Raw genomic sequence first — 25,322 nt, forward strand, 5'->3', positions numbered from 1 at the left:
TAGCTCCGGACTGAAATTTCGGTAAGGAAAAGGTCGCTCAGTTCGCTGGCTCACTTCGCCTTACTGAAAATCTCGAAAGCGAAGCTTTCAAAAGAAGATTTTCAGTCCCCTTCGTCTAGAGGCCTAGGACACCGCCCTTTCACGGCGGTAACAGGGGTTCGAATCCCCTAGGGGACGCCATATTATCGCGTCACAGTCGATTAATACTGTGAAATAGGCTGGAGTTTTTTAGCTCCGGACTGAAATTTCGGTAAGGAAAAGGTCGCTCAGTTCGCTGGCTCACTTCGCCTTACTGAAAATCTCGAAAGCGAAGCTTTCGAAAGAAGATTTTCAGTCCCCTTCGTCTAGAGGCCTAGGACACCGCCCTTTCACGGCGGTAACAGGGGTTCGAATCCCCTAGGGGACGCCATATAGAAAAACCAGCCAAACGGCTGGTTTTTTTGTTTCTACCCCACACTAGTCTACTTTTATCGAGTTCCCACATACATTTTCTTCATGGCTTGTTACGATTACGATTCAAATTAAGAGGTGCATTATGCAGCAATATCCAATAGGGACTCCAGGCACGCCGTGGGGAGAAGAACAAAAAGCAGAGTGGAAAGCACTACAAACTGTAAAACGTAGTTATGGCGATGAGGTACTCACACCGTTGTCATCTATCATTCCAATCGGTTTTGAGCAGAAGCAGTACGGCGCATTGCCTTACGACGAAGCTCGTTTTCCGCTTTATGCGGTTGTTCCAACGTCAGTAGACAAAACAAAGCCGTCTGTATTGGTTACAGGTGGCGTGCATGGTTATGAAACAAGTGGTGTACAAGGGGCGCTTAAATTTATTAAACGTGGCTTGAAAGATTACGCTGCAGACTTCAATGTATTTGTCGTGCCCTGTGTGAGCCCTTGGGGATATGAAACCATAAACCGTTGGAACCCGATGGCGCTTGATCCTAATCGTTCCTTTTATGCTAATTCTCCTGCGCCAGAATCGGCTGAGTTGATGTCATTTGTTGAAAGCTTAGAGGTTGATCTTTTACTCCATATCGATCTTCATGAAACGACAGATACTGACAACAGTGAATTTAGGCCAGCACTCGCTGCACGAGATGGCGTAAGCCATGATAACTGGAATATCCCAGATGGTTTTTACACAGTAGCAAACTTGGCGAACCCACAACTTGCGTTTCAAAAAGCAGTTATCGATGCGGTAAGGCGTGTAACTCACATTGCACCAGCTGATGAAAACGGAAAAATTATCGGTGCAGATGTAGAAAGCGATGGCGTTATTTGCTACGACAAAAAAGCGTTATTCTTATGTGGCGGTATGACGGATGCTAATTTCGTGACCACTACGGAGGTGTACCCTGATAGTGAGAATGCTACACCTGAAATTTGCAATGATGCACAAGTCGCCGCAATTAGCGCTGCAATAGATTTCTTGAAATAGACGCTTGAACGTTTAGACGTCTAGATGTATATTGCCTTCTCGAGTGAGGAGGCGTCTTTGTATACATTTTCAGCAGTAATTTATGATGGCAACAGGCAACATCTTGTAAAGCAGGATGTGTCGGACTTGGCAGCATTTGAGGCATATTTACAGCAGCAATATGGTTGCTATGTATGTTTATGGTGTAACCAAGAACCGACTCAGTCTGTTTTGGATGTTATTGCTTCAACGAGTAACGGTACATTAGGTATTCCTGCACAACCCGCGAGTTAATTATGAAAAACCTATCGCCCTGCATAGCACAATGTAAGTTATCTGAAGATGATATCTGCGAAGGATGCAAGCGTACAATTGATGAGATAGTCGGTTGGGCTGCGTTTTCGCAAACACAAAAGCTGCAGGTAATGGAACGCTTAGACTTACTTAAAACTGTTTCGGACAGTCATAAACCTTAAACCCTTTTCGGACAGTCACAAAGCCCAATAATTAATTTAGGACAGTCACAATCCTAGATGGGTATAGTGAATAGCATAGCCTCATTCAATCTGCTACACTCTCGCGCCGAAATTCTGAACATCCTTGGAAATGCCACTCGCTATGAAAATTATGCTTGCTCCTATGGAAGGGGTAGTTGACCATTTAATGAGAGATATGCTGACACGCGTTGGTGGGTTCGATCAGTGCGTTACCGAGTTTGTGCGTGTTGTTGACCAAAAACTTCCTAAAAAAACCTTTTACAAACTTTGCCCTGAACTTCATAACGGCGGAAAAACGCCATCAGGTGTGCCAGTTAGAGTTCAATTGCTTGGGCAACATCCTGAATGGTTGGCGGAAAACGCAGTTACCGTAGCTGAGTTAGGCTCTCCGGGTGTTGATTTGAATTTTGGTTGCCCTGCAAAAACGGTAAACAAAAGCAAAGGTGGCGCGGTACTACTTAAAGAGACTCAAACGCTCTATAACATAGTTAAGGCCGTGCGTGATGCAATTCCCGATCATATACCCGTATCCGCAAAAATCAGGTTAGGGTTTGAAGACAAGTCACTTGCCATAGATAATGCAATCGCAATCACTGAGGCCGGCGCATCTGAATTAGTCGTGCATGCGCGTACTAAAACAGAAGGATATAAACCACCAGCCTACTGGGATTGGATTGCTAAGATTAAGGCACACACCACGATTCCTCTGGTAGCAAATGGTGAAATTTGGAATAGCGCGGACGCTAAACAGTGCCAGATGCAATCTGCATGTGACAACTTAATGATCGGCAGGGGCGCGCTTGCAATGCCGAACTTAGCTCAGTGCATAAAAAATGCTGAAGCACCTATGCCTTGGTCCGATGTAGCGGCGCTTTTGATTCAATACTCGGGGTATGAAATCTATGGCGATAAAGGACGATATTATCCAAATAGAATTAAGCAGTGGTGTGGTTATTTGAAAAAGCAGTATCCAGAGGCTGAAGTGCTTTTTAACGACATTCGTCGTTTAACTGTTTCGAAAGATATTGTCGACGTACTGTCACGCCAATCCTCTTAATTTTTTACGTGTTTACCCCTCACACGTTGCAGATTCCTTCAAGTTAGCTACGCTAACGAGGCACGTTGTGAAAATAAAAATAAAACTCCGGGGAAAACATGAAATTACATTCAACCAAACGCATTATTGCGCTGGCTTGTGTTTTTGCTTTTGTCGCTGTGGGATGCACAGATGAGAAGCAGGATAAAGCACAACAAAGTCAAAAAGTCGTTATCGATACTAACCCATACCCAAGCACTTACCGATCCATTGACGGTGGGCCCACGCTAATAACGAATGTCACCATTCTTGACGGCGTTGGTAATAAAATTGAAGGGGGAAGCATCTACTTTGTCGACGGGAAGGTCCAAGCAATAGGCAACTCTGGACAGTCACTAAATACTGCTGAAAATACGACGGTCATCAACGGTGACGGTAAGTGGGTAACGCCAGGTATAATCGATAACCACAGCCATCTCGGGGTTTATCCTTCTCCCTCTACTCGTTCTCATTCGGACGGAAATGAAATGACTAACCCTGTGACAGCGCAGGTTTGGGCCGAGCATTCCGTTTGGCCGCAGGACCCCGGTTTTGGTCGGGCACTTGCTGGCGGTGTCACTGCATTACAAATTCTTCCAGGTTCAGCTAACTTATTTGGCGGGCGCTCTGTGGTACTCAAAAATGTACCAAATCGTACCATGCAGGATATGAAATTCCCCGGCGCACCCTATGGAATTAAGATGGCGTGTGGCGAAAATCCAAAACGTGTTTATGGTCAAAAAGGCGGTCCAATGACTCGTATGGGGAATGTCGCTGGTTATCGTCAGGCATGGTCAGACGCCCAGGATTATATGAGAAAATGGGAAAGGTATGAGAAAGATTATGAAGCAGGCAAAGATCCTAAAGCCCCTAAGCGTGATTTGAAGTTAGAAACTCTTGCGGGTGTGTTAGCGGGAGATATACGTGTCCATATGCATTGCTACCGCGCTGACGAAATGACGGTAATGATGGATTTGATGCAGGAGTTTGACTATCAGATTGGTACTTTTCATCACGCGGTCGAATCTTACAAAATTGCTGACAAATTGAAAGAGAACAATGTGTGCTCTGCTATGTGGGCCGACTGGTATGGTTTCAAAATGGAAGCATATGACGGTATACGCGAGAATATCCCAGCCGTACATTCGGCAGGTGCTTGTGCGATTGTTCACTCTGACAGTGACTTGGGAATTCAGCGATTGAATCAAGAAGCGGCGAAAGCATGGTCAGATGGACGCCGAGCAGGTATCGATATTTCGATTGAAGACGCGTGGCAGTGGCTTTCAGCTAATCCAGCTAAGTCACTAGGAATTTTTGACAAAACGGGGTCGTTAGAGGTAGGTAAGCAAGCTGATATTGTTCTTTGGACTGGAGACCCGTTTTCGACGTACTCAAAAGCTGAAGAAGTTTACATAGATGGAGGATTAGCCTATTCACTAAATGATACAAACAGTTGGCCAGTGAGCGATTTTGAGCTGGGTCAAGTGGGCGAAGGAGACAATAAATGAATCGCATTGCAATAGTAATCTTTAGTTTGTTTTTCTCTGCAGTTGTGTTGAGTGAAAACATCGCAATTGTTGGTGGGCAGGTACACACGATGTCTAGCCAAGGCACGCTAAAATCGGCGACGGTTTTAGTTAAAAACGGAAAGGTTGAGCGTGTGATCGATGGTGTGGAGAGACCTGCTGGTTATCAAGTTATCGATGCTTCGGGTAAAGTAGTTACGCCTGGATTTATTGGTGCGATGACATCGTTAGGCCTTGTTGAAGTTTCGTCCTCATCTGGTGTAGTTGATGCAAGTGTTGAGAAATCACCAGTAACAAATAGCGGTGCGGCACTTGATGTCAGCTATGCCATTAATCCGGATTCATCGCTAATTGCAATTACTCGGTTGGAGGGCATGACGTCGGCTGCGACATCCATAATGGGCTCAGATTATATGTTCGATGGCATGGGAGCAGTTATTTCATTAAGCGACAATGCACCGCTTGTTAAAGCAAGAGCATTTATGAACGTAGATGTCGGAAGTAATGGTGCTGAAGCTGCTGGAGGCTCCAGGGCGGCGTTATGGGTTGCGCTAGAGGAGATGTTTGCCGAAGCAAAGGGGGCAAGTAACGTGTTGTCGCCGGAAAAAGGTTGGTACGGGATAAATACACGTAGCGATGTTGCAAGCCTAAAACAGGTGTTGAATGGTAGCGTCCCGTTATTTATGCGTGCAGACCGGGCAGCAGATATTCGCCAAGTTATCGAATTTAAACATCGGCATCCGACTGTCCGAGTTGTCTTGGTGCATGGAGTGGAAGCTTGGAGAGAAGCGGACGCACTGTCAAAGGCAAATATCCCCGTTATTATAGACCCTGAATATAACTTGCCAGGTGGCTTTGACCAAATGGGGGCCACGCTTGCTAACGCCGCTAGGCTTCATGCTACGGGTGTGAAGGTGGCGATAGGAATGGATACGCATAATATTCGTCTTGCTGCTCAGCACGCCGGAAACGCTGTGGCAAATGGGCTTCCTCATGAGGCTGGTATTGCTAGTTTGACAAGTGTACCTGCTGAGATATTAGGCGTAGAAAATACATTAGGCGTTCTCAAAAGTGGTGCGGTTGCAGATATCGTTGTATGGTCGGGCGATCCGCTTGAGGTAACAGAAGCGGCGGAGATCGTAATCTCAAACGGCAAAGTTATGCAGATGGAGTCTCGACAGACTAAACTTCGTGACCGATATTTGTTGCTACAGCAAACTGGTGCAGAGAAGCCTTCGCATTATTATCGCGAACTCAATTAGCATCCTTCGGACAGTCGCAATACTCCTCTGAGAAACTGTGATTGTGACTGTCCGATTTCTTTCACTTCCGTTACCTTTTCAAATGCTCGTTCGCTGAAACTGTAACGATGAGTACAATGGCGATAGCTCGATCTTAGTGTTCAAACATCGTCAAACATTTTGACTGTCCCAAATACCTCACGTCTTTGCATTTACTCATCAAATAACTTTATTTCAACGTTTCCCAGGGTCCAAAGTTTATTGGCGTAATAATTTGGCTACTACATTAGTATTCGGTAGGTGCCCGTAGTTACATGCATTTGCAAAATGCCTTATTGCTGAAGGTGAACCCGCAGAGCACTTAAATATATGCTCAAACTGACTAGACAACGTTTGCCAGGTATTAAGGGAGGTTTTTACGCTGTGTATCACAACGTACTTATTATTATGTGTAGTCGGCAACGTTGGTTTTTTGGACATTTGGCGAGTTTGGTTAAGTAGGCCCACATATTCACGTAGTGTAAAGGGCAAAGCATGACGACGGGTATTCTTTTCAGCATGACCTTTAAATAGCGCCAAATATTTCGGAGTCTTACCAACACGTTCAGCGTTAAGCCGATATTTAATACTGGTAAAATCAGAGGTGCTTGGTGTTTTTGCTATACCGGCTCGGATAGGATTTAAATCGACATAAGCCATAACCGCCGCAAGTGCTCTTTCGTCCAATATCGCCTGCGAGCGGAATCGACGTTCCCAAAAATAACCCGTGCACTTGTCTTCTTTGTTTGCCTTACGAGCAATGTATTCATTTAGCATGCGCATAAACCAGCTAATACACTGTAAGCGCTGGCGGTAAACAGACGCTATTTTGTGAACCTCTTTAACTTCATCATCCTTTAATTCCGATTTGTTTTTTACAGATAGGTAGCGCCGTATAATTGAAGGGCACTTATAAAATTTTCGCCATCTAAGAAGAACTTCATCCATACTCCAGCTGTCAGATCTGCCCTTCGCTATATGTAAAACGACATGAATGTGATTATGCATCACAGCATAGGCACATAAGTCGATGGCAAAAACGTCAGAAAGGCTATGCATCCTGTCCACAATCCATTGCCGCCGATGTTCATAATTTATTCCAGTCCTTTTATCTTTACCACAAAGAAACGACTGACGAACGCAGCGAGTAGTGCAGTGATAGAAAGGCGTTTCTTCAAGGTTGACTTGTTTATATCTTGGAAGCGGCATTGGTTTTCTCGATTTTGAAAAACAACTAGTATCTTCAATTTTCGAAAAATATGGGCCTGAGCAAAAGATTGGTTTTCGTACAGGTCGAGTTAGGGCTTTTTCGATGGATCTTTGTCTTTTAGAAGCAAATAAATAAAGCGCTATGTTTCTGACTGTCCTACCTGTTGTTCCCTGACTGTCCGATGTTCGATGTTAATGCGCGATGTTAATGCGACTGTCCGATGTTACCGCGGTCCGATGTTGCCGCGCGATACTTCCGACTGTCCGATATTGCCACAACAGCAAATAGAGCGCTAAAAAGCGCTCTATGGTTTGATGATAAATTTTATACCTTTTTCGTATTAACGAAAGAGTAGGGACTCACTTAAACGAATAAATCGACTCGAGATCCAACACGCCCATCGTTTTGTGGCGATGTTTGTTGCGTTGACGACGCCTCGGCAGGCTCGACTTGTTGAGGCTGCGATTGTTGTATTTGCTGGCGCTGCTGTGGCGCTTCGAGTAGCGTTGAAACCGGCGCAGAGTTTTGCGCAACTGATGATACGTCCATCTCAAATCCTCTCGTTAAACTTTATCAAAATATAGCACAATTATTCATCAGTGAAGATTAAATTTGTTAATTGTTCATACATAAAATCAGCAATTAATGGCTGTGCTTCCGCGTTTGGATGGATACCATCTCTTTGCATTAATTCTTCATTTAGCGCAATGTTTTCAAGAAAAAATGGGATTTTTACTACATTCTGGGTTGATGCAACACGTTCGTAATTGCCTTGAAACATCTCTGAATATCGCCGGCCATAATTTGTCGGAATTTGAATATCCTGAATAAAAACTTCAGCGCCACTTGCTTTGCTCGTAATCACTATTTTTTCAAGGTTACGCATTATCTTGTTCGTATTATGGCCTTGAAGTCCATCGTTGCCCCCAAGCTCAATGAAAACATGCGTTGGCATATGCTGTTCTAGTAGCCTTGGTAATCGAGCAAGCCCTCCATCCGTTGTTTCACCACTCACCGCAGCATTTACGATTTCAATCTTAATCTTCTCGTCTTGCCACTTATTTTGTAACAAACTGACCCAACCAAGTTGTTGCTCTAACCCATAAGCAGCAGATAGGCTGTCACCAAGAATTAAAAGAACCGCAGATTTATCATTATCCGTTTCGTAGCGCTGATCTGATAACGCTGAGTTTGGTATAAATAAGCCAAATAATGTGAAAGCAGCCAGTGCAACAAATACGGCCTTTTTGAACAGATGAATAAACACGAATTGATGACCCTTATATGATTAAAGCAGCACAAGTAACTAAGTCAGTAACTACGAGTGAAGGTACTTTACAGATCCTTCAACCAATTTCTTTTGAAGTCAAGCAAGGTGAGTCTGTTGCTATCATTGGTGCGTCAGGTTCCGGAAAATCTACACTTTTGGGGCTTCTTGCGGGGTTAGATGAAGTAACATCAGGAGAGATCTTTCTTGATGACCAACCTCTACACTCACTCGATGAAGAGCAGCGTGCAGTGCTACGTGGCAACACGGTAGGGTTTATTTTTCAAAGCTTCATGCTTGTACAAAGCCTTACTGCGCTTGAAAACGTTATGTTGCCGGCAGAAATCGCAGGCTTAGCTGATGCCAAGCAAAAAGCACTATCCATTCTTGAAGACGTTGGGCTTTCGCATCGTGCTCATCATTTTCCAAATCAATTGTCTGGTGGTGAGCAGCAGCGTGTTGCAATTGCTAGGGCCTTTATAACATCACCCAAGATTTTGTTTGCAGACGAGCCCACAGGGAACTTAGATGCGAAGAATAGCGATAAAGTTGAAGCATTACTTTTCAAGCTTAATAAAGAAAAGGGCACAACGCTTGTTCTAGTAACCCATGATAATAAGCTAGCTGAGCACTGCGATAGGCAATTAACGATGCAGGCCGGTTCACTTGTTGAAACCACGACTACACAAGAGGTTGTGTAAATGAAGATGGCATTGAGTCTTGCGTGGCGTCTTTTTAAGCACGAGGCGCGACGGGGTGAGTTGACTATCATCCTACTTGCGATTGTCTTATCTGTGGGGGCAGTTTTATCTTTGTCGCTTTTCAGTGAAAGGCTTCAGGGCGTGTTGAAGTCACGGAGCGCGGCGTTTATTGCGGCAGACGCGCAATTAAGGTCGGACAAACCCATTGATGAGGCATGGCTTACTCGCGCGCGTGAAAACGAACTCGCCACCGCTAAGCAAGTAAGCACGCGGTCTATGGTGTTCAACGGCGATATGATGTCCTTGGTAGATTTACGTGCCGTTAACAATGATTATCCACTTAAAGGGGCCGTATCGATAAGCGATGTACCGTTTGGCGTGAAAAAGGAATCGAACGAACTACCTAATTCAGGCGAAGCATGGATCCAATCAAGGTTATTTCAAACCTTAAATGTCAATATTGGCGATAAAATAGAAATAGGCGATGCTGTTTTTACCGTATCAAACGTACTGGTCGACATTCCAGATGCAGGCTTCAGTGTATTCAACACCGACCCCATCGTTCTTATGAATATGGACGACTTAGACAAAACCGCTGTCGTTGGGCCAGGAAGCCGTGCCCGCTTTATCGCCTACTTTGCGGGCGAAAAAAGCAACCTGAATGAATTCAATGATTGGCTATTTCCGCAGTTAAATGACGATTTACATTCATGGCGGACCGTAGAGGATGATGAATCGGCTATTGGTCAAAGTGTTGCAAGTGCTGAGCGCTATTTCTTGCTGGCCAGTCTGCTTGCAATAGTATTGGCGGCGGTTTCGATAGCTGTCGCAGCTCAACGATATGCACAACGCCACTTCGACCCCGTTGCGATAATGAAAACGTTAGGGGCTACCAAGCAAGTCATTCGTTTGGTATATCTATTACAGGTCATTTTTATTACGCTTTTGGGCATTATAATTGGTTTGCTTATCGGGTTTGTTGGACAGCAGATCGTTGTATGGGCACTCGCTGATAGTATTGATGTTGCGCTGTCCGTATGGCATTGGCGCCCAGTAATTATTGCTATAACGACTGGAGCGGCGTGCGCGTTATTGTTTTCGCTCTATCCACTGTTACAGCTTTTTTCAGTGCCCCCATTGCGCGTATTGAGAAAAGATGTTGAGAGCAGCGTGCGTTCTAGAGGTATTCAGTACGCAGCATCTGGCGGTGCTATTTTTCTACTTATGTTCCTATACAGCCAAGACCTTAGAATAAGTGCGATATTGTTCTTATCTGGCTCCGTCCTTGTCTTAGGCCTTCTAGGTGCTACCTATTTGCTCATCTCCCTTGGAAGAAAACTTGGCTCTGGCGCAATTGGGCCATGGCAATTGGCCTGGGCACGAATCAAACGACGTGCTATGAACAACAGTGTTCAGTTGATCAGTTTTTCAGTCACGATAATGCTACTGCTCGTTGTGTTGGTAATGCGAAATGACATGGTGTCGCAATGGCGCTCTCAATTGCCTGAAGGCACGCCAAACTACTTTCTCATTAACATCACTAGCGATCAAAAAGCGGGGTTGGACAGTCACTTTTCTGATAGCGGCGTTGAAATTGAAGAGTTTTACCCGGTTATCCGTGGTCGCTTCGCCGCGGTAAATGATGAAGGTGTAAATTCTGAAATTACCAAAGAGGAAGAGAAAGATCGAGAAGGCCGCCAAGGCTTGGGCCGAGAAGCAAACCTCACGTGGAGTAATACGTTACAAAAAGAAAATGAGATTGTTGAAGGAGCATGGCATGACAACAGTGTCATTGATGCTGGCATCGATACTTATCCTGTGTCGGTGGAAGAGGGGGTTGCTGAAAGGCTTAAAATAAAAATGGGGGATAGGCTTACCTTTAACGTAGGAAGCGAGATAGTAAAAACCCGCGTAACTAGTATACGAAAAGTTAATTGGCAGACGATGCAGCCAAACTTCTTTTTCGTAATACACCCGCAAGCTATGGAGGCTTTTAACCCGACGTATATTACGAGCTTCTTTTTACCATCAGAGCGTAAAGCGGAGCTAACAGAGCTTCTTAAACCGTTTGCCGCTATTACAATGTTTGATGTCGACGCTCGTATTAATCAACTAAGGGAGATAGTTGAGCAAGTATCCGTAGCGGTTGAGTTCATTCTCATTTTAGTGCTGCTTGCTGGTAGCTTAGTCTTAATAGCGCAGGTACAAGCAAGCATGGATGAGCGAAGGCAAGAACTGGCTATATTGAGAACGTTAGGGGCGAAAGGGAGCTTGATTCGCAAAAGTGTGGTGTATGAGTTTGTCATTATCGGCATCGTTGCTGGGCTTATGGCGGCATTTGCTAATGAACTCAGCTTATATCTGTTGCAAACAAATATATTCAAGATGACTGCGAGTTTGCACGTTGAATATTGGTTACTGTCGCCCGTGGTCGGTGCGGTAGTGGTTGGCACATTAGGCGCTGTAGCATGCTGGCGCTTGCTGTCGTTGAATACCTCGGAACTCCTTAAGAAAATGGTCTAACCGGTTTAGGACAGTCACATTACTGACTGCCCTAAACGCGTTAGCATGTTTTTTAAAGGTGCTTTTTTATTTTCGGACAGTCATAAAGTTTATGACTGTCCGAAATGAAGTGTGGTTAGGAATAAATGGCGTGAAGCGCCTCATCGACGGTTGGATAAGTAAAAGTAAACCCGGACTTTATGAGTTTGTCTGGCAATACTTTTTGACCCTCTAGAATCATATCTGACGATTCTCCCATTGCTATCTTCATAACAAATGCAGGCACATTAAAAAAGCAGGGCCTGGAAAGCGCCTTACTTAGTGAGTGAGAAAATGTTTTGTTGGTAACCGGTACCGGCGCGGTCATATTATAAGGGCCTTCGCAATCGGGCGAATTCAAAAGATGAATGATGGCAGCAACCATATCTTCAAGATGGATCCATGAAAGATATTGCTCTGCAGTCCCTAGCGTACCGCCAACACCTAGCTTAAATGGAAGCGCCATTTTGGCCAACGCGCCGCCATTTTCAGATAAAACAACGCCTGTACGCAGCGTGCAAACACGCGTTCGGTTATTCGTGACAGTATTCGCTATCGCTTCCCATTTACTGCATACATCATGCGTAAATTCTTTGTGAGGCATTGTCGACTCCACGACATCACGTTCACCTTGGCGCCCATAATACCCAATAGCAGAACCCGATATGAAAACACGAGGAGCAGAAGCACTTTCATTGATTTTTGCGACTAGCGATGCAGTGATCCCCCACCGGCTATCGCATATTTTGGCTTTCTGGCTGGTAGTCCACCGTTTGTCTGCTATTGGCTCACCCGCTAAGTTTATAACAGCATCAAATGCGCCAATATCTGCGATTTCGTTTACAGAATTCAAGTATGACAGTTCGCTCCCTAGCTTCGATTTTGCTGCGTCAGTATTGCGAGTCACTACAGTAATGCTATGACTGCTGCGCAAGCGTTCTACAAGTGCACTACCAATAAGCCCTGTGCCGCCAGTAAGCAATATGTGCATAAGTCCTCCGGTGTATCGTTATGTTACGCGGTTTTATTACACGAAAGTGTGAGCGATACAGAATCAGAAAAACGCAGCGCGTGCGGTTTATCCACTTCAACTTCAGCATAGCGTACAGAGTCATGTTCAGCAGCGATGCTCAGAACATCACCAGTAAGCTTTTCGAGTAAAGAGAAACGATTATCCTCAACTAACTTAATAATCGCCTTAGTGATAATTTTGTAGTTAAGTGCGTCGTCCATGTTGTCAGTGTTAGACGCGGTGCTTGCGTCGTAGTCAATCTTTACATTCACCACCACATCTTGCTTGTTTTTAATTTCGTCTTCGTTGATTCCTATGTAGGTGCGCAGTCTCAGGTTTTTAATTCTTATTGTAGCTAAGTTGAAATTCATAGTTGTCTCTTGTTTGTAGTTAGCGATAAGTCGTTGTAAAGTGATGTAGTTTAATTAGGAATGTAGCACAGAATGTCTATGGAACTGCGATCCCCAACAGCAAAAATCTTCATTGTTTTAGCATGTTTAGTTATTATTATGGCTGGCGTAAAGGCAGCAAGTGCCATTATGGTTCCATTTTTTCTTTCGGTGTTTATTGCCATTGCGTGTAGCCCTGTTATCCGTTGGACATCAAAATACGGCGTCCCGCGTTGGCTTTCAATTACCTTAGTTATACTGCTTATAGTTGTTTTTGGTTTTCTTCTTGCGGGCCTTGTTGGCCAGTCAATGACTGAATTTAAAGAAAATTTGCCAGAATACCGAGCCAAGTTAGATACAGAATTTGAATGGGTAGTGGCTAAACTCGCTGAATTCAATATTTACATTAACCGAGAGCTCATTGCTTCGCACCTTGACCCTGCTACAGCAATGTCAGTCGCAACAAACTTCATTAGCGGAATGGGCGGTGTGTTATCAAACCTGTTCCTCATTTTGTTAACCGTTATATTTATGCTTTTTGAAGCTGAATCGATACCTAAACGGCTACATATTGCGCTAGCCGATCCTGACATGAAGCTTAAACACATCGACAAATTCATTCGCTCTGTTAACAGTTATTTGGCAATAAAGACCGTGGTAAGTTTAGGTACCGGCCTTATTATTGGCGTGTGGCTTTATGTGATGGGTGTGGATCACTTTTTACTGTGGGCTGTGTTGGCATTTATGCTTAACTTTATCCCCAATATCGGCTCTATTATTGCCGCCGTGCCTGCCGTGCTGATTGCCTTTGTTCAGTTTGGTCTACCTTCAGCTGGCTTTGCAGCATTAGGCTTTTTACTCGTTAATACTATTATGGGGAATATGGTCGAGCCAAAGCTGATGGGCCGAGGAATGGGCTTAAGTACACTCGTTGTCTTTCTTTCATTGATCTTTTGGGGGTGGTTGCTCGGCACCGTGGGTATGCTGCTGTCCGTACCGTTGACGATGGTAGTTAAAATTGCGTTGGAGTCTCGCGAAGAGAGTAAGTGGATAGCGGTACTGCTATCGAGCGAAGGGGACGAAAAACCAGCAATCCAATAACGTTAGCTATTAGGAAACTTTATTTGAATGCTAGCCCCGCCCAAGGGGCTTTTTTCGATATGCAGCTTGCCTTCGTAAATCGCAACTAAATCACTGACTATTGCCATTCCTATCCCTTGTCCTTCAGCGTAGGTATCAAGCCGAGTACCCCTGGCCAACAACGTGGTGCGTTCGCTCTCTGGTATACCAGGGCCATCATCGTCAATTGCTATCGTTAGCCACTCTTTGTCTTGAATAACAGTAACGTTCACTATCGAGTCAGCCGCTTTACAGGCATTATCGAGAATATTTCCGCATAACTCCATTAGATCAGTTTGGTCACCTTTAAACACTGCCTCATCATTGCCATCTAAGCTTATCGTAAGATGCTTATGACCGTAGACTTTGTCCATTGCGTCTGCAAGTTTCAATAGTAATGGCCATACCGCTATTGACGCTTGCCACCCTGACTTTCCGGCGCTAGCGCGCTTTAGTTGCCGCTGGATGATATTATCTATTTGAGTTAACGACTCTATGGCCTCAAATGGCAATGAATTAGTTCCCATCGCCGCGGCAAGAGGCGTTTTAAGGCTATGCGCTAAATCCCCCAAGCTATTTTTGTATCGCGAACGTTGCTCAGCTTCAGACGTAAGTAAGCTGTTAATCGCGCGCTTGAGTGAATCAAATTCTACAGGATAGCGAGCCTCAAGCTGGTTTTTGTTACCTGTTGCGGCGTGAGCAATTTCACTAATTAGCTTTCTTACTGGGGCTAACACAAGGCTTATACCAACGATAATAAAAACAATCAGTACCACACAAAGCGTCGCTATCCATTGCCAAGCCGTGTTCACAAAGGTTTTTCGTTCCGCTGAAAACTGTGTTTTATCATTTAAAATATAAAAATGAACGGGTTCAAATTGATTACTCGATGCGAATTCGGCGGTGAATGCATATACGAAAAAGTTATCGGCATTGCCGATTGTTGTTTCGTAATTGTCTAGAAAAAGCTCGTTTCCTACATCAACCTGTAGAGAGGGGGCGTTAAGTGTGTATTCGAGGGTTGAGGCTGATTGCCAAATAACTGTATCTCGAAACACGATGACGCCAATATAGCCTGAGCCAGGCAAATTTAGCTGTTCCTCATAAAGCACTTCGGGCATGTAAGGAACATCACCATCGAGTTCGAATGCTGATAATAAACCTAAGTTCATCAGTCGAAGCTCACTCATTTTGGCTTGTGTCAGGCTTTTTGTATACGCTCCGTCGAGTATAAAAATAGTAAAGGGAGCGAATAGCGCCAATAAGACAACGGCAAGTATAATGCTTCTTACGCGCAGAGAGAGTTGCCTCATAGGTTTCTATTTATCCTATAGCCTCGCCCTCGCAAGGTTTCGATCGGTTTTATGGTTCCATCAGGGTCGAGCTTTTTACGAAGTCGGCCTATAAAAACTTCGATAACGTTACTATCTAAGTCAAAGTCTTGGTCGTAAATGTGTTCAGTTAGTTCCGTCTTGGATATTACCTTTTGAGGATTAAGCATAAGGTACTCCATTACCTTGTATTCATAAGCGGTAAGCTCAAGTGACAGGCTATTAAGTTGAATTTCTTCTGAAACGGTATCAAGTGAGATGGGGCCCATCTGAATAACGGGATTAGCTTGTCCTGACGCTCGTCGTATTAGCGCTTTTGCCCGGGCCAGTAATTCTTCATTATGGAACGGCTTAGTGAGGTAGTCGTCTGCACCTGAATCTAGGCCTTCTACTTTTTCTTGCCACCTGTCTCTTGCTGTAAGAATTAAAACGGGTGTACTTATATTCTCGCTGCGCGCTTTTCTTATGACGTCGAAGCCATCTAATTTTGGTAGCCCGATGTCAACAATAGCCAGGTCATAGTTATATTCTTGAAGTTGATAAAGCGCACGTTCACCATTATCTGCAAGGTCGACACTGTAACCACTCTCTTGAAGCAGGGTATCTAATTGGGTAAGTAACTTGCTATCGTCTTCTGCTACCAAAACTCGCATGTGTATTTAATCCTTACCGTTGGAGGCTTTAACTTTGCCTGAGCGTTTATCTACATCTACCGAAACAACCCGTCCCGATTTTTTTAACACTTTAACGCGATAACTTTTGGCTGTTTGTTCAACTTTTAAAACACGCCCTTTTTCTGCTCTTACTGCCTTTTCTGCAGCCTCACTCTTAGTAACAGCGGTATTCGATTGAGCATGCACGAGGTTGGAACTGCTTATAAGCAGAACGAAACCGAGTAATGTGGCATGTACTATTTTTTTCATTAAACCCCACCATTATTGCAAACAACGTCATTTCATTTATTCAGTATAAAGGACTGACCTGAATGAATACTGAATTTATTTAAGTAGTCTACCTTGCCAAACATCTTTCAACAATTCGGACAGTCACAACCGCTACCCTATATTTTGTGACTGTCCGAAACTTTATGACTGTCCGAAATGTTAAACCAGTTAGAAATGTGTGACTGTCCGAAACAGTAATGACAAATAAAAACGCCGGCATTGTGAGCCGGCGTTTGAGTCTTTACGTTATCGTTTACTTAAGCAGGCAGTACTTTCTTGTACGGTTTAACAGTTACTGAAGCGTAAACCCCTGCGGCTACGTAAGGATCGCAATCAGCCCATGCTTGAGCCTCTTCCAATGAGTTAAATTCTGCAACCACTAGTGAGCCAGTAAAACCAGCTGGTCCTGGGTCTGCACTATCAATAGCGGGAAAAGGGCCTGCAATAACTAAACGTCCTTCATCTTGCAACGCATTAAGGCGAGCGAGGTGGTCAGGGCGCGCCGCTAAGCGCTTTTCTAAACTGTTATCAATGTCGGTCGCACAAATCATGTAAAGCATCGTTTATCCTTTCCCCGTGGCCGCTTTCATCGAAGATACAAAATCACCAAGCTGTTTTAACATCTCTTGGCTATCGTCAAGGTGTGCAGCAATAATATTAACCGTTGCAGATCCTGATATTGCCCCTGCAGCGCCAGCTTCAATAGCTTCTTTAACCTGAACCGGCGTTGAAATACCAAACCCAAGCAACGCTGGCGCACACTCGTGTGACTTCAGTCGCTCGATAAGTTCAGATGCGGGAACATTGGCGGCGGTTTCAGCGCCGGTAACACCAGCACGGCCAAGCAAGTATGTATATCCTTTTGAATATTCGCCAATTTTTTCCATGGTTTCATCGGTCGCGTTTGGCGGCGCAATCAATATTTGAGAGATACCCGTTGCATCGGCCGCTTTTTGGAATGGCGCAGCTTCACGAATCGGTACATCGGCAATAAGAATAGAGTCAACACCTGACGCACTTGCTAGTGCATAAAACGCATCGATGCCTTTCGCCATGACCAAATTGCTATATAGCAATAAACCAATAGGTATTGATGGGTATTTAGCACGTACACGTTCAAGTAATGCCATGCACTGGCCCACGGTTACGCTATGTGACAGGGCACGAATGCTGGCTGCTTGAATTGTCGGGCCGTCAGCAATTGGGTCAGAGTAGGGGATACCTAACTCTAGTGCATCCGCTCCGCTTTCAATTAGTTGGCAAATAATGGCTTCTGATTGCGCAATATCTGGGTCACCAATCATGACAAACGGTACGAACGCGCCTTCATTGTTGTTGTCCAAACGCGCGAACATATCTGCATATCTATCCATTAAATATCATCCCCTAAAATATTGATAACGTGAGCAAGGTCTTTATCGCCACGACCTGAAAGGTTAACCACGATAATGGTTTCTTCTTCTGCTTCATCGGCCATGTTCAAAGCATGTGCTATTGCATGAGAAGACTCAAGCGCAGGAATGATACCCTCTTTACGGGCAAGCAGCTTAAACGCGTTTAGCGCCTCTTCATCTGTTACCGCTACATATTGTGCTCTGCCGATAGAATGTAGATAAGCATGTTGTGGTCCAACCGCTGGGTAGTCTAGCCCTGCTGAAACCGAATAGCTCTCTTCAATTTGGCCTTCTTTATCTTGCATAATGTAGGTATATGCACCATGTAAAATGCCTTTTGTACCTGTCACTATCGTTGCACCGTGCTCTTTGGTGTGAACCCCTTTACCGGCTGGCTCTACACCTACCAGTTTTACAGACTCTTCATCAATGAAGTCAGCAAACATGCCTATTGCGTTAGAGCCACCACCTACACAAGCCACTACTGCATCAGGCAGGCGACCTTCTTTTTCGAGAATTTGCGCTCTTGTTTCTTCACCAATCATGCGGTGGTATTCACGCACAATATGGGGGAATGGGTGAGGGCCGGCTGCCGTACCTAGCAGGTAATGCGCGGTGTCGTAGTTAGCCGACCAATCTCGCATAGCTTCGTTTACCGCGTCTTTTAGTGTACCTGAACCCGCATTCACCGGAATGACTTCAGCGCCCATTAAGCGCATACGAAAAACATTTGGAGCCTGACGTTCCACATCTTTCGCCCCCATGTAAATACGCGCTTTTAAGCCAAGTAGTGCGCATGCAAGCGCTGTTGCTACACCGTGCTGACCTGCGCCAGTCTCAGCAATCACCTCTTTTTTACCCATGCGCTTTGTCAATAGCGCTTGGCCTAACACTTGGTTTGTCTTGTGCGCGCCACCGTGAAGAAGGTCTTCACGCTTTAGGTAAAGCTTAACCTTTGGGTTGCTCACTAAGTTGCGTGATAAGGTCATTGCTGTCGGTCTGCCCGCATAATCTTTCAGCAACGACAGAAACTCTTCGTTAAAGCTAGGATCTTCTTTTGCGTCTAAAAACGCTTTCTCTAGCTGATCGAGTGCAGGAATGAGCAATTCGGGTACATACATACCACCGAACTCTCCAAATTTTGTATCTAACTGATTCATGCTATGTCCTGTAATGATTAATTTAGTATTGGCGGCAAACTGAGAAAAATGCGCTTAACTTCTCTTGAGACTTTTCGCCGGGGGCGGTTTCTACACCTGAATTTATGTCTAAAATGGCGCAACCCGCTTTGATAGCGTCCGATGCATTTTGTGCATTAATGCCGCCCGCTAGAACAATTTTATCTTTGTGATGGACTGCGTTAAGTAACGACCAATCAAAAGCTTTACCTGTGCCGCCTTTTTCTTTGCCTATTTGACAGTCCAATAAGACTTTATCGATATTACTATCGTTCAGTAATGCATTAAGGGTGGCTGGGAGTTGACCGTTTACGCCCTCCGCTTTCCAAATCTGACACGTGTCAGGTAGGGCTTGGCGTAACGTGGCGATATAGTTGCTGTCTTCACTACCATGGAGCTGCACGGCAGCAAGGCTTAGTTCACTTGCGGCTGAAACAACGCTCGCTTGTGACTCATTAACAAAAACACCAACGAATGCGCCGTCGGTTGCCTCTACCATCGCTTGTGCGGTTGACATTGTTACGTATCGAGGTGATTTTTCAGCGAAGATAAGCCCACCAAAATATGCCCCTTCTTCGAATGCAGTTTGTACTTGTTCGACCGACGTTAAGCCACAGACTTTCACCGCACCATACACCAACTTGCTAACAGCGCGTTTAAGGTCTTTTTGTGCCATTAATGCACTACCAACTAAAAACCCTTGGCATAGTGGCGCTAACCGTAACACGTCATCATGGGTATATATGCCAGACTCCGAGATAACTACAAACTCATGCGTAGCCTTGGATAACATAGGAACTAAGCGTTCGGTAGTCGCCAAATCGGTTGATAAATCACGTAAATTTCGATTGTTTATACCTATAATATTCGCTTTAAGCGCGATAGCACGTTCCATTTCTTCTTCATTGCTTACTTCGGTTAGTATGTCTAAAGAAAGCGCATCAGCGACGTCTGCCAACGCGGTGTATTCATCATCACTTAGTACGCTTAGCATCAGTAGTACCGCATCGGCATTGTAATGCCTTGCTAAGTACACCTGATAGGTATCAACGAAAAAATCTTTGTTGAGTACCGGTTGAGACACGCGTGCAGTCACGTATTCAAGATATTCAAATTTACCTTGGAAATATTTTTCATCGGTTAAAACAGAAATACCGGCAGCATGAGGAGTATAAGCCGCTAGAATCTCATCAAGGTCAAAATGTTCTCTTATCAACCCTTTTGACGGAGACGCTTTTTTGCATTCGAAGATATAACCGGCATTGGGTTCATTGAGCGATGCAAATAAGCTTTTTGTAGATGGCACTAATTGGTCTTGAAAGCTATCAAGGGGCAGCGATGTTTTTCGTGCCTCAACTTCTATGCGTTTATCCGCGACAATTTTCTCAAGCACATTAGCCATTCGTGCTTACCTCCTGAGTAATATTTGCTACCTGTTCTAACACGCGCAGTGGTGTCCCATCTTTCATCGCCTGCATCGCCATTTCTGCGCCGTCTTTAAATGAAGTGGCATGGCCGGAGACATTAAGCAATGCACTACAGTTCATGGCGATTGCTGCTCGGTGGGCCTCGTGACCTTCACCATGCAATGCAGCCTCAACATATTTTTTGTTTTCTTCTGGTTCGCCGCCCTCAATCGCAGAAAGGGGGTAAGCGGACAATCCGAAATCTTCAGCAGTGACGGTGCGTTTACGAATATCACCGTGTTCAAGATCGAAAATAATCGATTCACCATGCAGTGCAAGTTCGTCTAACCCGTCGCCGTGAACGATCATGGCGCGATGTTGGCCTAGCAGCATAAGGGTTTTAGCATAAGGTTCAAGCAGTTCAGGTGAATATACACCGAAAACCCCATGGGTTGGGCTTGCTGGGTTAGCGAGCGGCCCAAGTATATTAAACAGGGTTCTTGTCTTCAGGGCAGCGCGGACGGGGGCTGCGTAACGCATGCCTGCGTGATAAACCGGCGCAAAGAGAAATGTGAAATTTGCTTCATCTAAGCATTTTCTTGATAGCTCTGGCGTAATATCAAGCTGCAACCCGAATTGCTTAAACAAATCGGCCGACCCAGACTTACTCGATACGCTTCGGTTTCCGTGCTTTGCTACCTTTACACCACATGCTGCGGCAACAACTGCCGCTGCGCTTGAGATATTAATGGTGTTATGACCGTCGCCACCGGTACCAACAATATCCGCGAACGCATAATCTGGAGTGGGGAACGGCCTTGCATTGGCCACCATCGCACTGGCTGCACCGGCAATTTCGCTCGGAGATTCCGTTTTAATTTTAAGCGCTGTAAGCACGGCAGCAATAACGGCTTCACTTTGTTCGCCATGCATAATGCTGTTGAACAACGAGTACGCTTCTGATTGAGATAGGCTCTGTTGCGCGATTAATTGCTCTAAAATAGGCGTTATATTAAACATTGCTAAGCCCTTGTTGTGTTAAATAATCAATACTTTGCTTCAGTAATGCGCTGCCTTGTGCAGTAAGTATCGACTCTGGATGAAATTGGAAACCAAGCATGCGGTCTTGTTCGTTATACACAGCCATGATGACCTCTGAACCGTCGTCGTTAATGCACGACGCACACGCTAGCAGTTGTGGGGGAAGCGTTTCTGCCACTAGGGAATGATAGCGCGCGACATGTAATGGCTTTGGAAGGTTTGAAAACATCGCCTTGCCTGAATGCGTAATAGCCGACGATTTACCGTGCATAACCGTTTTAGCCCTTCCTACCACGCCGCCATAATATTCAACAATGGCTTGATGACCCAAGCATATTCCCAGTACAGGGTATTGTCCTGCCACAGCTTTTAGCAGTTCTGGCATACAGCCAGCTTCACTTGGCGCGCCAGGACCTGGCGATAGCATCAGTAGCACCGGCCCTTTCTTTGCTTGCGCCGCCATTTTATCAAGCAGTGTCGAGGGCGATACCGTGTTCCGATATACCTGAATAGCAATGTCTAATGTGCGTAGTTCATCCACCAAGTTGTAAGTAAATGAGTCGACATTGTCGAGGAGGAAAAGGGTAATTTGTTTGTCCATTATTGCATCTCCTCATTCAATGCTGCACGTATTGCGCTTATGACCGCTTGTGCTTTTGCGCGCGTTTCATCTGCCTCGGCTTGGGGAATGGAGTCATGTACCACGCCTGCACCCGCTTGAATAAAGGCCTGCTGATTTTTTACAAACGCTGAGCGAATAACAATACAGGTATCCATGTCGCCTTGACCGTTAATGTAGCCTACTGCGCCACCATAACTGCCTCTGCGTTTTTGCTCTATCTCGCGAATAAGTGTCGCCGCGCTGACTTTGGGGGCACCCACGAGTGTCCCCATGTTCATGCATGCTTGATAAGCGTTGAGTGCGTCTAAATCATCGCGCAATTGGCCTACCACGCGAGAGACTAAGTGCATCACATGTGAGTAACGGTCTACTTTAAGTAAATCTTTGACAAATCGGCTGCCTGGGCGACTTACTTTTGCCACATCATTACGCGCCAAATCAACCAGCATAATGTGCTCAGATTTCTCTTTCGTATCTTCACGTAAGTTTAACTCTATGCGACTGTCCAAATCGTAATCGATGCTACCGTCTTCGCGCTTTCCTCGAGGACGCGTGCCGGCAATGGGATAAATTTCAACCTGATTGGTTTCGCTATCATATTTAAGTGCAGACTCTGGCGATGCACCGAAAATGGCAAAGGTTTCATCCTGCATAAAGAACATGTAGGGGCTTGGGTTCTGTTCTTTTAATTTGGCATAAGCCAGTAGCGGAGAGGGGCAAGGAAGTGAAAATGTTCTTGAGGGCACTACCTGAAAAATATCCCCAGCCAAAATATGTTGCTTTAAATCTAGTACATCATTGCAAAATGCTTCATCGCTCTTGTCTACCTTCATTTCGTACGATGCGGGTGCCATGCTGCCTGAATTGGTCAGTTCCGGTGTGGCGGGCATATCATGTAAACGCTGATGAATTGCTTCAAGTCGCTGCGAGACTGAAAAGTACTGTTGTGCGACGTCTTTTCCACTAAACACACTGCCTATTAAATGTGTTTCTCGGGTTTGGTGATCAACCGTGATAAGCGTTTCAGCAAGATAAAAAACAAAGTCCGGACAGTCGTTTTCGCCCTCGTCGACCGCCGGCAAGGTTTCAAAGCCCGCTAGCATGTCGTAAGCAAATACACCGCCAAGAAAAACCGCATGGGGGTGTTGGCGAATAGGGATGATTCTATTTACAGCGATACGAAGTGCATCCATCACGCTGGCAGCTTTTAGTCGGCTGTCTTCATCAAGCTCGCCGCTTGCTTTGTCACACAACAGCGTAATAGTGTCATCAGAATGACTCGCCACGTGCATGCCTGGTGGTACGTGACTAATAAAAAGTGGTAATACTGAAGCACCATTATCAGAAAGTGCTTTTACCGTTACGCTATTTTCATTGCACTCTAACCGAAGGGCAGCGTCGATTAAAAGAAGGCTTTGTAAATTGTCTTTCGAGTCTATTTCCGCTGACTCAAGTAACAACGCATTTTTATTTCCTTTGCACAGATGTGAAAAGGCGGCAAGTGGATCGTCGATATATTGACCAACTTGTTCGATTGTTTCGACTTTTCCTGGTTCTGTTCCCAGATCAGCTAAACTCATTTTTGCCATTCTCCGACTGCAAAAAGATAAAAAAAAGGCCCGTTAAAACGGGCCTTTTTGTGTTTTTAATTACGCACCTATGCGCACACCGCCCGCTAATTCAGGGAGTGCCACCACCAAGCTGCAATTTTTGCTGCTGTTGATTTAATAGAAAGGTGCATAAAATTCTCGTTGTTTAGTTCAAACTTCAATAGGCATTGAAGTTGTTAGTACGTATACTCTGTCTATATAGAAGAAAACAATTTCACGATTGTGTCAACCAAATAATTGCATAAAACATTGAAAATAGATTTACATAGCCACACTCGATACTCAGACGGACACCTAACACCGGCCGAATTAGTGCTGCGTGCACACACCATGCAGGTGGATGTATTGGCAATTACAGACCATGATACCGTAGCGGGTTTAGATGCTGCACACGCGAAGCAGGCTGAACAAAAAAGACCGCTTAAAATCATTGATGGTGTTGAAATTTCTACGACATGGCATGGTTTTGACATTCATATTGTTGGTCTTAATGTTAATCGTGACTGTCCAACCTTTTTGGCGCGTTTAAGCGAGCAAGCGAATGCAAGGCAAAACCGTGCTGAGCTGATTGGAGAAAAGTTGGTTAAATGTGGTTTCAACGGCGTGTTGGAGCGCGCAATGGCGCTGGCGGGAGAAGGGCAGGTTACCCGTGCTCACTTTGCCCGCGTGTTAGTCAATAATTACGGCGTACCAACGATGGAAGCGGCGTTTAAAAAATATTTGGGTAAAGGTAAGCGTGCGGCGGTAAAAGCGCAATGGCCAAGTATTGAAACGGCAATATTGTGGATTCAAGAAGCCGGCGGCCAAGCCGTATTAGCGCACCCGGCCCACTATGATATGACCGCAAAGTGGCTTCGACGCTTGGTGTTACTTTTTGCTCAGTCGGGGGGCGATGCGATAGAAACGGCCTTCCCAGGTATTAATAAAACAAAACAAATGCTGATAAACGAACTGGCCTTAGAACATAACCTGCTAGCATCGGCAGGGTCTGACTTTCACTTTCCATCGCGATGGACTGAGCTAGGTAAAAACCTGGGTATAAACAGTGAATTAACCCCTATTTGGCAAACATGGCCGAACGAAAACCTCGTGTAGCCCTATACGCCAGCATTTATTCGAGATAAGAAATGAGTCAATTTTTTTATATACATCCAGATAACCCACAGCAGCGTTTGATCAATCAAGCTGTTGAAGTGATTAGAGAAGGCGGTGTCGTGGTCTATCCTACGGATTCTGGCTACGCAATTGGCTGTCAAATTGAAGATAAAAAGGCGCTAGAACAGTTATGCCGAATTCGTAACATTGGTAAAGACCATAACTTCACATTAATGTGCCGAGATATGTCTGAATTATCAATTTACGCCAAGGTCGACAATACAGCATTTAGACAAATTAAAAACAACACACCTGGCTCATACACGTTTGTATTGAAAGCCACTAGGGAAGTCCCCAAGCGCCTTCAAAATCCGAAGCGAAAAACAATCGGTATTCGTGTACCTGACAATAACATTGCACTGGCCTTACTTGAGGCGTTAGGTGAGCCGCTAATGTCTACTTCGCTTATTTTGCCTGGAAATACCATGGCGGAGTCAGATCCAGACGTTATCCGCGATAACTTAGAAAAACAGGTTGGTTTGATCATTCATGGCGGCTATATCGGCGAACAACCTACAACGGTGATTGACTTATCAGAAGACACGCCCGTTATTTTGCGCCTCGGAACGGGCGATCCGACACCTTTTGAATAAGTTAAAGTACG

The 25,322-nt window shown here is 45.0% G+C and carries 26 protein-coding genes and 2 tRNA genes; 13 read left to right on the forward strand and 15 right to left on the reverse strand.

What is annotated here, in order from left to right; translation table 11 throughout:
• Positions 1–104: 104 nt before the first annotated feature.
• The 8 genes from AC27EZ_RS16275 to AC27EZ_RS16310 all read left to right on the forward strand — a co-directional run bounded on the left by AC27EZ_RS16275 (position 105) and on the right by AC27EZ_RS16310 (position 5,780).
• Positions 105–180, forward strand: a tRNA-Glu gene (locus tag AC27EZ_RS16275).
• A gap of 153 nt (positions 181–333) precedes the next feature.
• Positions 334–409 (forward strand) — tRNA-Glu (locus AC27EZ_RS16280).
• A 126-nt stretch (positions 410–535) separates the two neighbouring features.
• Complete coding sequence (locus tag AC27EZ_RS16285) at positions 536–1,441, forward strand: M14 family metallopeptidase (RefSeq protein WP_487136337.1); 906 nt, start codon at positions 536–538, stop codon at positions 1,439–1,441.
• Positions 1,442–1,498: 57 nt separating this feature from the next.
• The gene (locus AC27EZ_RS16290; RefSeq protein ID WP_487136338.1) at positions 1,499–1,714 is read left to right on the forward strand and encodes a hypothetical protein; all 216 of its coding nucleotides are present in this window, start codon (positions 1,499–1,501) and stop codon (positions 1,712–1,714) included.
• Between the two features lie 2 nt (positions 1,715–1,716).
• A complete protein-coding gene (locus tag AC27EZ_RS16295) occupies positions 1,717–1,896 on the forward strand; it encodes a DUF1289 domain-containing protein (RefSeq protein ID WP_487136339.1) in 180 nt (59 codons plus the stop codon).
• Positions 1,897–2,038: 142 nt separating this feature from the next.
• Positions 2,039–2,974 (forward strand): tRNA dihydrouridine(16) synthase DusC, encoded by a 936-nt coding sequence (gene dusC, locus AC27EZ_RS16300; RefSeq protein ID WP_487136340.1) that lies wholly within the window; start codon positions 2,039–2,041, stop codon positions 2,972–2,974.
• 98 nt (positions 2,975–3,072) lie between these two features.
• On the forward strand, positions 3,073–4,500 hold the full coding sequence (locus tag AC27EZ_RS16305; RefSeq protein WP_487136341.1) for an amidohydrolase: 1,428 nt from the start codon (positions 3,073–3,075) through the stop codon (positions 4,498–4,500).
• Complete coding sequence (locus tag AC27EZ_RS16310; RefSeq protein ID WP_487136342.1) at positions 4,497–5,780, forward strand: amidohydrolase family protein; 1,284 nt, start codon at positions 4,497–4,499, stop codon at positions 5,778–5,780. Before AC27EZ_RS16305 ends, AC27EZ_RS16310 begins: the two co-directional genes overlap by 4 nt.
• A gap of 237 nt (positions 5,781–6,017) precedes the next feature.
• Here AC27EZ_RS16310 and AC27EZ_RS16315 read toward each other — a convergent pair whose 3' ends face one another.
• The 3 genes from AC27EZ_RS16315 to AC27EZ_RS16325 all read right to left on the reverse strand — a co-directional run bounded on the left by AC27EZ_RS16315 (position 6,018) and on the right by AC27EZ_RS16325 (position 8,269).
• Positions 6,018–7,007 (reverse strand): transposase, encoded by a 990-nt coding sequence (locus AC27EZ_RS16315; protein ID WP_487136343.1) that lies wholly within the window; start codon positions 7,005–7,007, stop codon positions 6,018–6,020.
• Positions 7,008–7,371: 364 nt separating this feature from the next.
• A complete protein-coding gene (locus tag AC27EZ_RS16320; protein WP_487136344.1) occupies positions 7,372–7,557 on the reverse strand; it encodes a hypothetical protein in 186 nt (61 codons plus the stop codon).
• Between the two features lie 40 nt (positions 7,558–7,597).
• Positions 7,598–8,269, reverse strand: a complete 672-nt coding sequence (locus tag AC27EZ_RS16325; protein WP_487136426.1) for an arylesterase — start codon at positions 8,267–8,269, stop codon at positions 7,598–7,600.
• A 23-nt stretch (positions 8,270–8,292) separates the two neighbouring features.
• Here AC27EZ_RS16325 and AC27EZ_RS16330 point away from each other — a divergent pair, with 23 nt between their 5' ends.
• Both AC27EZ_RS16330 and AC27EZ_RS16335 read left to right on the forward strand, forming a co-directional pair.
• A complete protein-coding gene (locus tag AC27EZ_RS16330) occupies positions 8,293–8,976 on the forward strand; it encodes an ABC transporter ATP-binding protein (protein ID WP_487136345.1) in 684 nt (227 codons plus the stop codon).
• Positions 8,977–11,499 carry an ABC transporter permease gene (locus AC27EZ_RS16335; protein ID WP_487136346.1) on the forward strand — a complete coding sequence of 841 codons (2,523 nt, stop codon included), beginning with the start codon at positions 8,977–8,979 and terminating at the stop codon, positions 11,497–11,499.
• A 115-nt stretch (positions 11,500–11,614) separates the two neighbouring features.
• On the opposite strand, the gene AC27EZ_RS16340 is transcribed toward AC27EZ_RS16335, so the two are convergent.
• Together AC27EZ_RS16340 and folX are read right to left on the reverse strand one after the other, a co-directional pair.
• Positions 11,615–12,508 (reverse strand): TIGR01777 family oxidoreductase, encoded by an 894-nt coding sequence (locus AC27EZ_RS16340; protein WP_487136347.1) that lies wholly within the window; start codon positions 12,506–12,508, stop codon positions 11,615–11,617.
• A 23-nt stretch (positions 12,509–12,531) separates the two neighbouring features.
• Positions 12,532–12,900 carry a dihydroneopterin triphosphate 2'-epimerase gene (folX, locus tag AC27EZ_RS16345; protein WP_487136348.1) on the reverse strand — a complete coding sequence of 123 codons (369 nt, stop codon included), beginning with the start codon at positions 12,898–12,900 and terminating at the stop codon, positions 12,532–12,534.
• Positions 12,901–12,972: 72 nt separating this feature from the next.
• Here folX and AC27EZ_RS16350 point away from each other — a divergent pair, with 72 nt between their 5' ends.
• Complete coding sequence (locus AC27EZ_RS16350; RefSeq protein WP_487136349.1) at positions 12,973–14,019, forward strand: AI-2E family transporter; 1,047 nt, start codon at positions 12,973–12,975, stop codon at positions 14,017–14,019.
• Positions 14,020–14,021: 2 nt separating this feature from the next.
• Here the strand turns inward: AC27EZ_RS16350 and AC27EZ_RS16355 are convergent, their stop codons facing one another.
• From AC27EZ_RS16355 to AC27EZ_RS16400, 10 genes are all read right to left on the reverse strand, one after another.
• Positions 14,022–15,350, reverse strand: a complete 1,329-nt coding sequence (locus AC27EZ_RS16355; RefSeq protein ID WP_487136350.1) for an ATP-binding protein — start codon at positions 15,348–15,350, stop codon at positions 14,022–14,024.
• Positions 15,347–16,021, reverse strand: coding sequence for a response regulator transcription factor (locus tag AC27EZ_RS16360; RefSeq protein WP_487136351.1), 675 nt, complete (start codon positions 16,019–16,021; stop codon positions 15,347–15,349). Before AC27EZ_RS16360 ends, AC27EZ_RS16355 begins: the two co-directional genes overlap by 4 nt.
• 6 nt (positions 16,022–16,027) lie before the next feature.
• Entirely contained in the window at positions 16,028–16,291 is a 264-nt protein-coding gene (locus AC27EZ_RS16365) for a PepSY domain-containing protein (RefSeq protein ID WP_487136352.1), read from the reverse strand.
• Positions 16,292–16,569: 278 nt separating this feature from the next.
• Positions 16,570–16,872 (reverse strand): YciI family protein, encoded by a 303-nt coding sequence (locus AC27EZ_RS16370; RefSeq protein ID WP_487136353.1) that lies wholly within the window; start codon positions 16,870–16,872, stop codon positions 16,570–16,572.
• Positions 16,873–16,875: 3 nt separating this feature from the next.
• Positions 16,876–17,685 carry a tryptophan synthase subunit alpha gene (gene trpA / locus AC27EZ_RS16375; protein ID WP_487136354.1) on the reverse strand — a complete coding sequence of 270 codons (810 nt, stop codon included), beginning with the start codon at positions 17,683–17,685 and terminating at the stop codon, positions 16,876–16,878.
• Positions 17,685–18,866, reverse strand: a complete 1,182-nt coding sequence (gene trpB, locus AC27EZ_RS16380; protein ID WP_421134191.1) for a tryptophan synthase subunit beta — start codon at positions 18,864–18,866, stop codon at positions 17,685–17,687. The genes trpA and trpB overlap by 1 nt, the downstream gene beginning before the upstream one ends.
• Before the next feature lie 22 nt (positions 18,867–18,888).
• Entirely contained in the window at positions 18,889–20,286 is a 1,398-nt protein-coding gene (gene trpCF, locus AC27EZ_RS16385) for a bifunctional indole-3-glycerol-phosphate synthase TrpC/phosphoribosylanthranilate isomerase TrpF (RefSeq protein ID WP_487136355.1), read from the reverse strand.
• On the reverse strand, positions 20,279–21,310 hold the full coding sequence (gene trpD, locus AC27EZ_RS16390; RefSeq protein ID WP_487136356.1) for an anthranilate phosphoribosyltransferase: 1,032 nt from the start codon (positions 21,308–21,310) through the stop codon (positions 20,279–20,281). The genes trpCF and trpD overlap by 8 nt, the downstream gene beginning before the upstream one ends.
• Positions 21,303–21,932, reverse strand: coding sequence for an aminodeoxychorismate/anthranilate synthase component II (locus tag AC27EZ_RS16395; protein WP_487136357.1), 630 nt, complete (start codon positions 21,930–21,932; stop codon positions 21,303–21,305). The genes trpD and AC27EZ_RS16395 overlap by 8 nt, the downstream gene beginning before the upstream one ends.
• Positions 21,932–23,533, reverse strand: a complete 1,602-nt coding sequence (locus AC27EZ_RS16400; RefSeq protein ID WP_487136358.1) for an anthranilate synthase component 1 — start codon at positions 23,531–23,533, stop codon at positions 21,932–21,934. The genes AC27EZ_RS16395 and AC27EZ_RS16400 overlap by 1 nt, the downstream gene beginning before the upstream one ends.
• Positions 23,534–23,812: 279 nt before the next feature.
• Here AC27EZ_RS16400 and AC27EZ_RS16405 point away from each other — a divergent pair, with 279 nt between their 5' ends.
• Together AC27EZ_RS16405 and AC27EZ_RS16410 are read left to right on the forward strand one after the other, a co-directional pair.
• Positions 23,813–24,658 carry a PHP domain-containing protein gene (locus AC27EZ_RS16405; protein ID WP_487136359.1) on the forward strand — a complete coding sequence of 282 codons (846 nt, stop codon included), beginning with the start codon at positions 23,813–23,815 and terminating at the stop codon, positions 24,656–24,658.
• A 32-nt stretch (positions 24,659–24,690) separates the two neighbouring features.
• Positions 24,691–25,311, forward strand: coding sequence for an L-threonylcarbamoyladenylate synthase (locus tag AC27EZ_RS16410; RefSeq protein ID WP_487136360.1), 621 nt, complete (start codon positions 24,691–24,693; stop codon positions 25,309–25,311).
• Positions 25,312–25,322 lie beyond the last annotated feature (11 nt).

Source organism: Alteromonas sp. 4NH20-0056, from assembly GCF_057539655.1.

Bases quoted from the DNA above. Each gene is read 5' to 3' on its own strand.
- AC27EZ_RS16330 (WP_487136345.1), top strand. From the start codon at position 8,293: ATGATTAAAGCAGCACAAGTAACTAAGTCAGTAACTACGAGTGAAGGT.
- AC27EZ_RS16410 (WP_487136360.1), top strand. From the start codon at position 24,691: ATGAGTCAATTTTTTTATATACATCCAGATAACCCACAGCAGCGTTTG.
- AC27EZ_RS16335 (WP_487136346.1), top strand. From the start codon at position 8,977: ATGAAGATGGCATTGAGTCTTGCGTGGCGTCTTTTTAAGCACGAGGCG.
- AC27EZ_RS16340 (WP_487136347.1), bottom strand. From the start codon at position 12,508: ATGCACATATTGCTTACTGGCGGCACAGGGCTTATTGGTAGTGCACTT.
- AC27EZ_RS16310 (WP_487136342.1), top strand. From the start codon at position 4,497: ATGAATCGCATTGCAATAGTAATCTTTAGTTTGTTTTTCTCTGCAGTT.
- AC27EZ_RS16395 (WP_487136357.1), bottom strand. From the start codon at position 21,932: ATGGACAAACAAATTACCCTTTTCCTCCTCGACAATGTCGACTCATTT.
- AC27EZ_RS16315 (WP_487136343.1), bottom strand. From the start codon at position 7,007: ATGCCGCTTCCAAGATATAAACAAGTCAACCTTGAAGAAACGCCTTTC.
- AC27EZ_RS16295 (WP_487136339.1), top strand. From the start codon at position 1,717: ATGAAAAACCTATCGCCCTGCATAGCACAATGTAAGTTATCTGAAGAT.
- trpB (WP_421134191.1), bottom strand. From the start codon at position 18,866: ATGAATCAGTTAGATACAAAATTTGGAGAGTTCGGTGGTATGTATGTA.
- AC27EZ_RS16370 (WP_487136353.1), bottom strand. From the start codon at position 16,872: ATGCTTTACATGATTTGTGCGACCGACATTGATAACAGTTTAGAAAAG.
- dusC (WP_487136340.1), top strand. From the start codon at position 2,039: ATGAAAATTATGCTTGCTCCTATGGAAGGGGTAGTTGACCATTTAATG.
- trpCF (WP_487136355.1), bottom strand. From the start codon at position 20,286: ATGGCTAATGTGCTTGAGAAAATTGTCGCGGATAAACGCATAGAAGTT.
- AC27EZ_RS16355 (WP_487136350.1), bottom strand. From the start codon at position 15,350: ATGAGGCAACTCTCTCTGCGCGTAAGAAGCATTATACTTGCCGTTGTC.
- AC27EZ_RS16285 (WP_487136337.1), top strand. From the start codon at position 536: ATGCAGCAATATCCAATAGGGACTCCAGGCACGCCGTGGGGAGAAGAA.
- AC27EZ_RS16365 (WP_487136352.1), bottom strand. From the start codon at position 16,291: ATGAAAAAAATAGTACATGCCACATTACTCGGTTTCGTTCTGCTTATA.
- trpA (WP_487136354.1), bottom strand. From the start codon at position 17,685: ATGGATAGATATGCAGATATGTTCGCGCGTTTGGACAACAACAATGAA.
- AC27EZ_RS16360 (WP_487136351.1), bottom strand. From the start codon at position 16,021: ATGCGAGTTTTGGTAGCAGAAGACGATAGCAAGTTACTTACCCAATTA.
- trpD (WP_487136356.1), bottom strand. From the start codon at position 21,310: ATGTTTAATATAACGCCTATTTTAGAGCAATTAATCGCGCAACAGAGC.
- AC27EZ_RS16350 (WP_487136349.1), top strand. From the start codon at position 12,973: ATGTCTATGGAACTGCGATCCCCAACAGCAAAAATCTTCATTGTTTTA.
- AC27EZ_RS16305 (WP_487136341.1), top strand. From the start codon at position 3,073: ATGAAATTACATTCAACCAAACGCATTATTGCGCTGGCTTGTGTTTTT.
- AC27EZ_RS16320 (WP_487136344.1), bottom strand. From the start codon at position 7,557: ATGGACGTATCATCAGTTGCGCAAAACTCTGCGCCGGTTTCAACGCTA.
- folX (WP_487136348.1), bottom strand. From the start codon at position 12,900: ATGAATTTCAACTTAGCTACAATAAGAATTAAAAACCTGAGACTGCGC.
- AC27EZ_RS16400 (WP_487136358.1), bottom strand. From the start codon at position 23,533: ATGAGTTTAGCTGATCTGGGAACAGAACCAGGAAAAGTCGAAACAATC.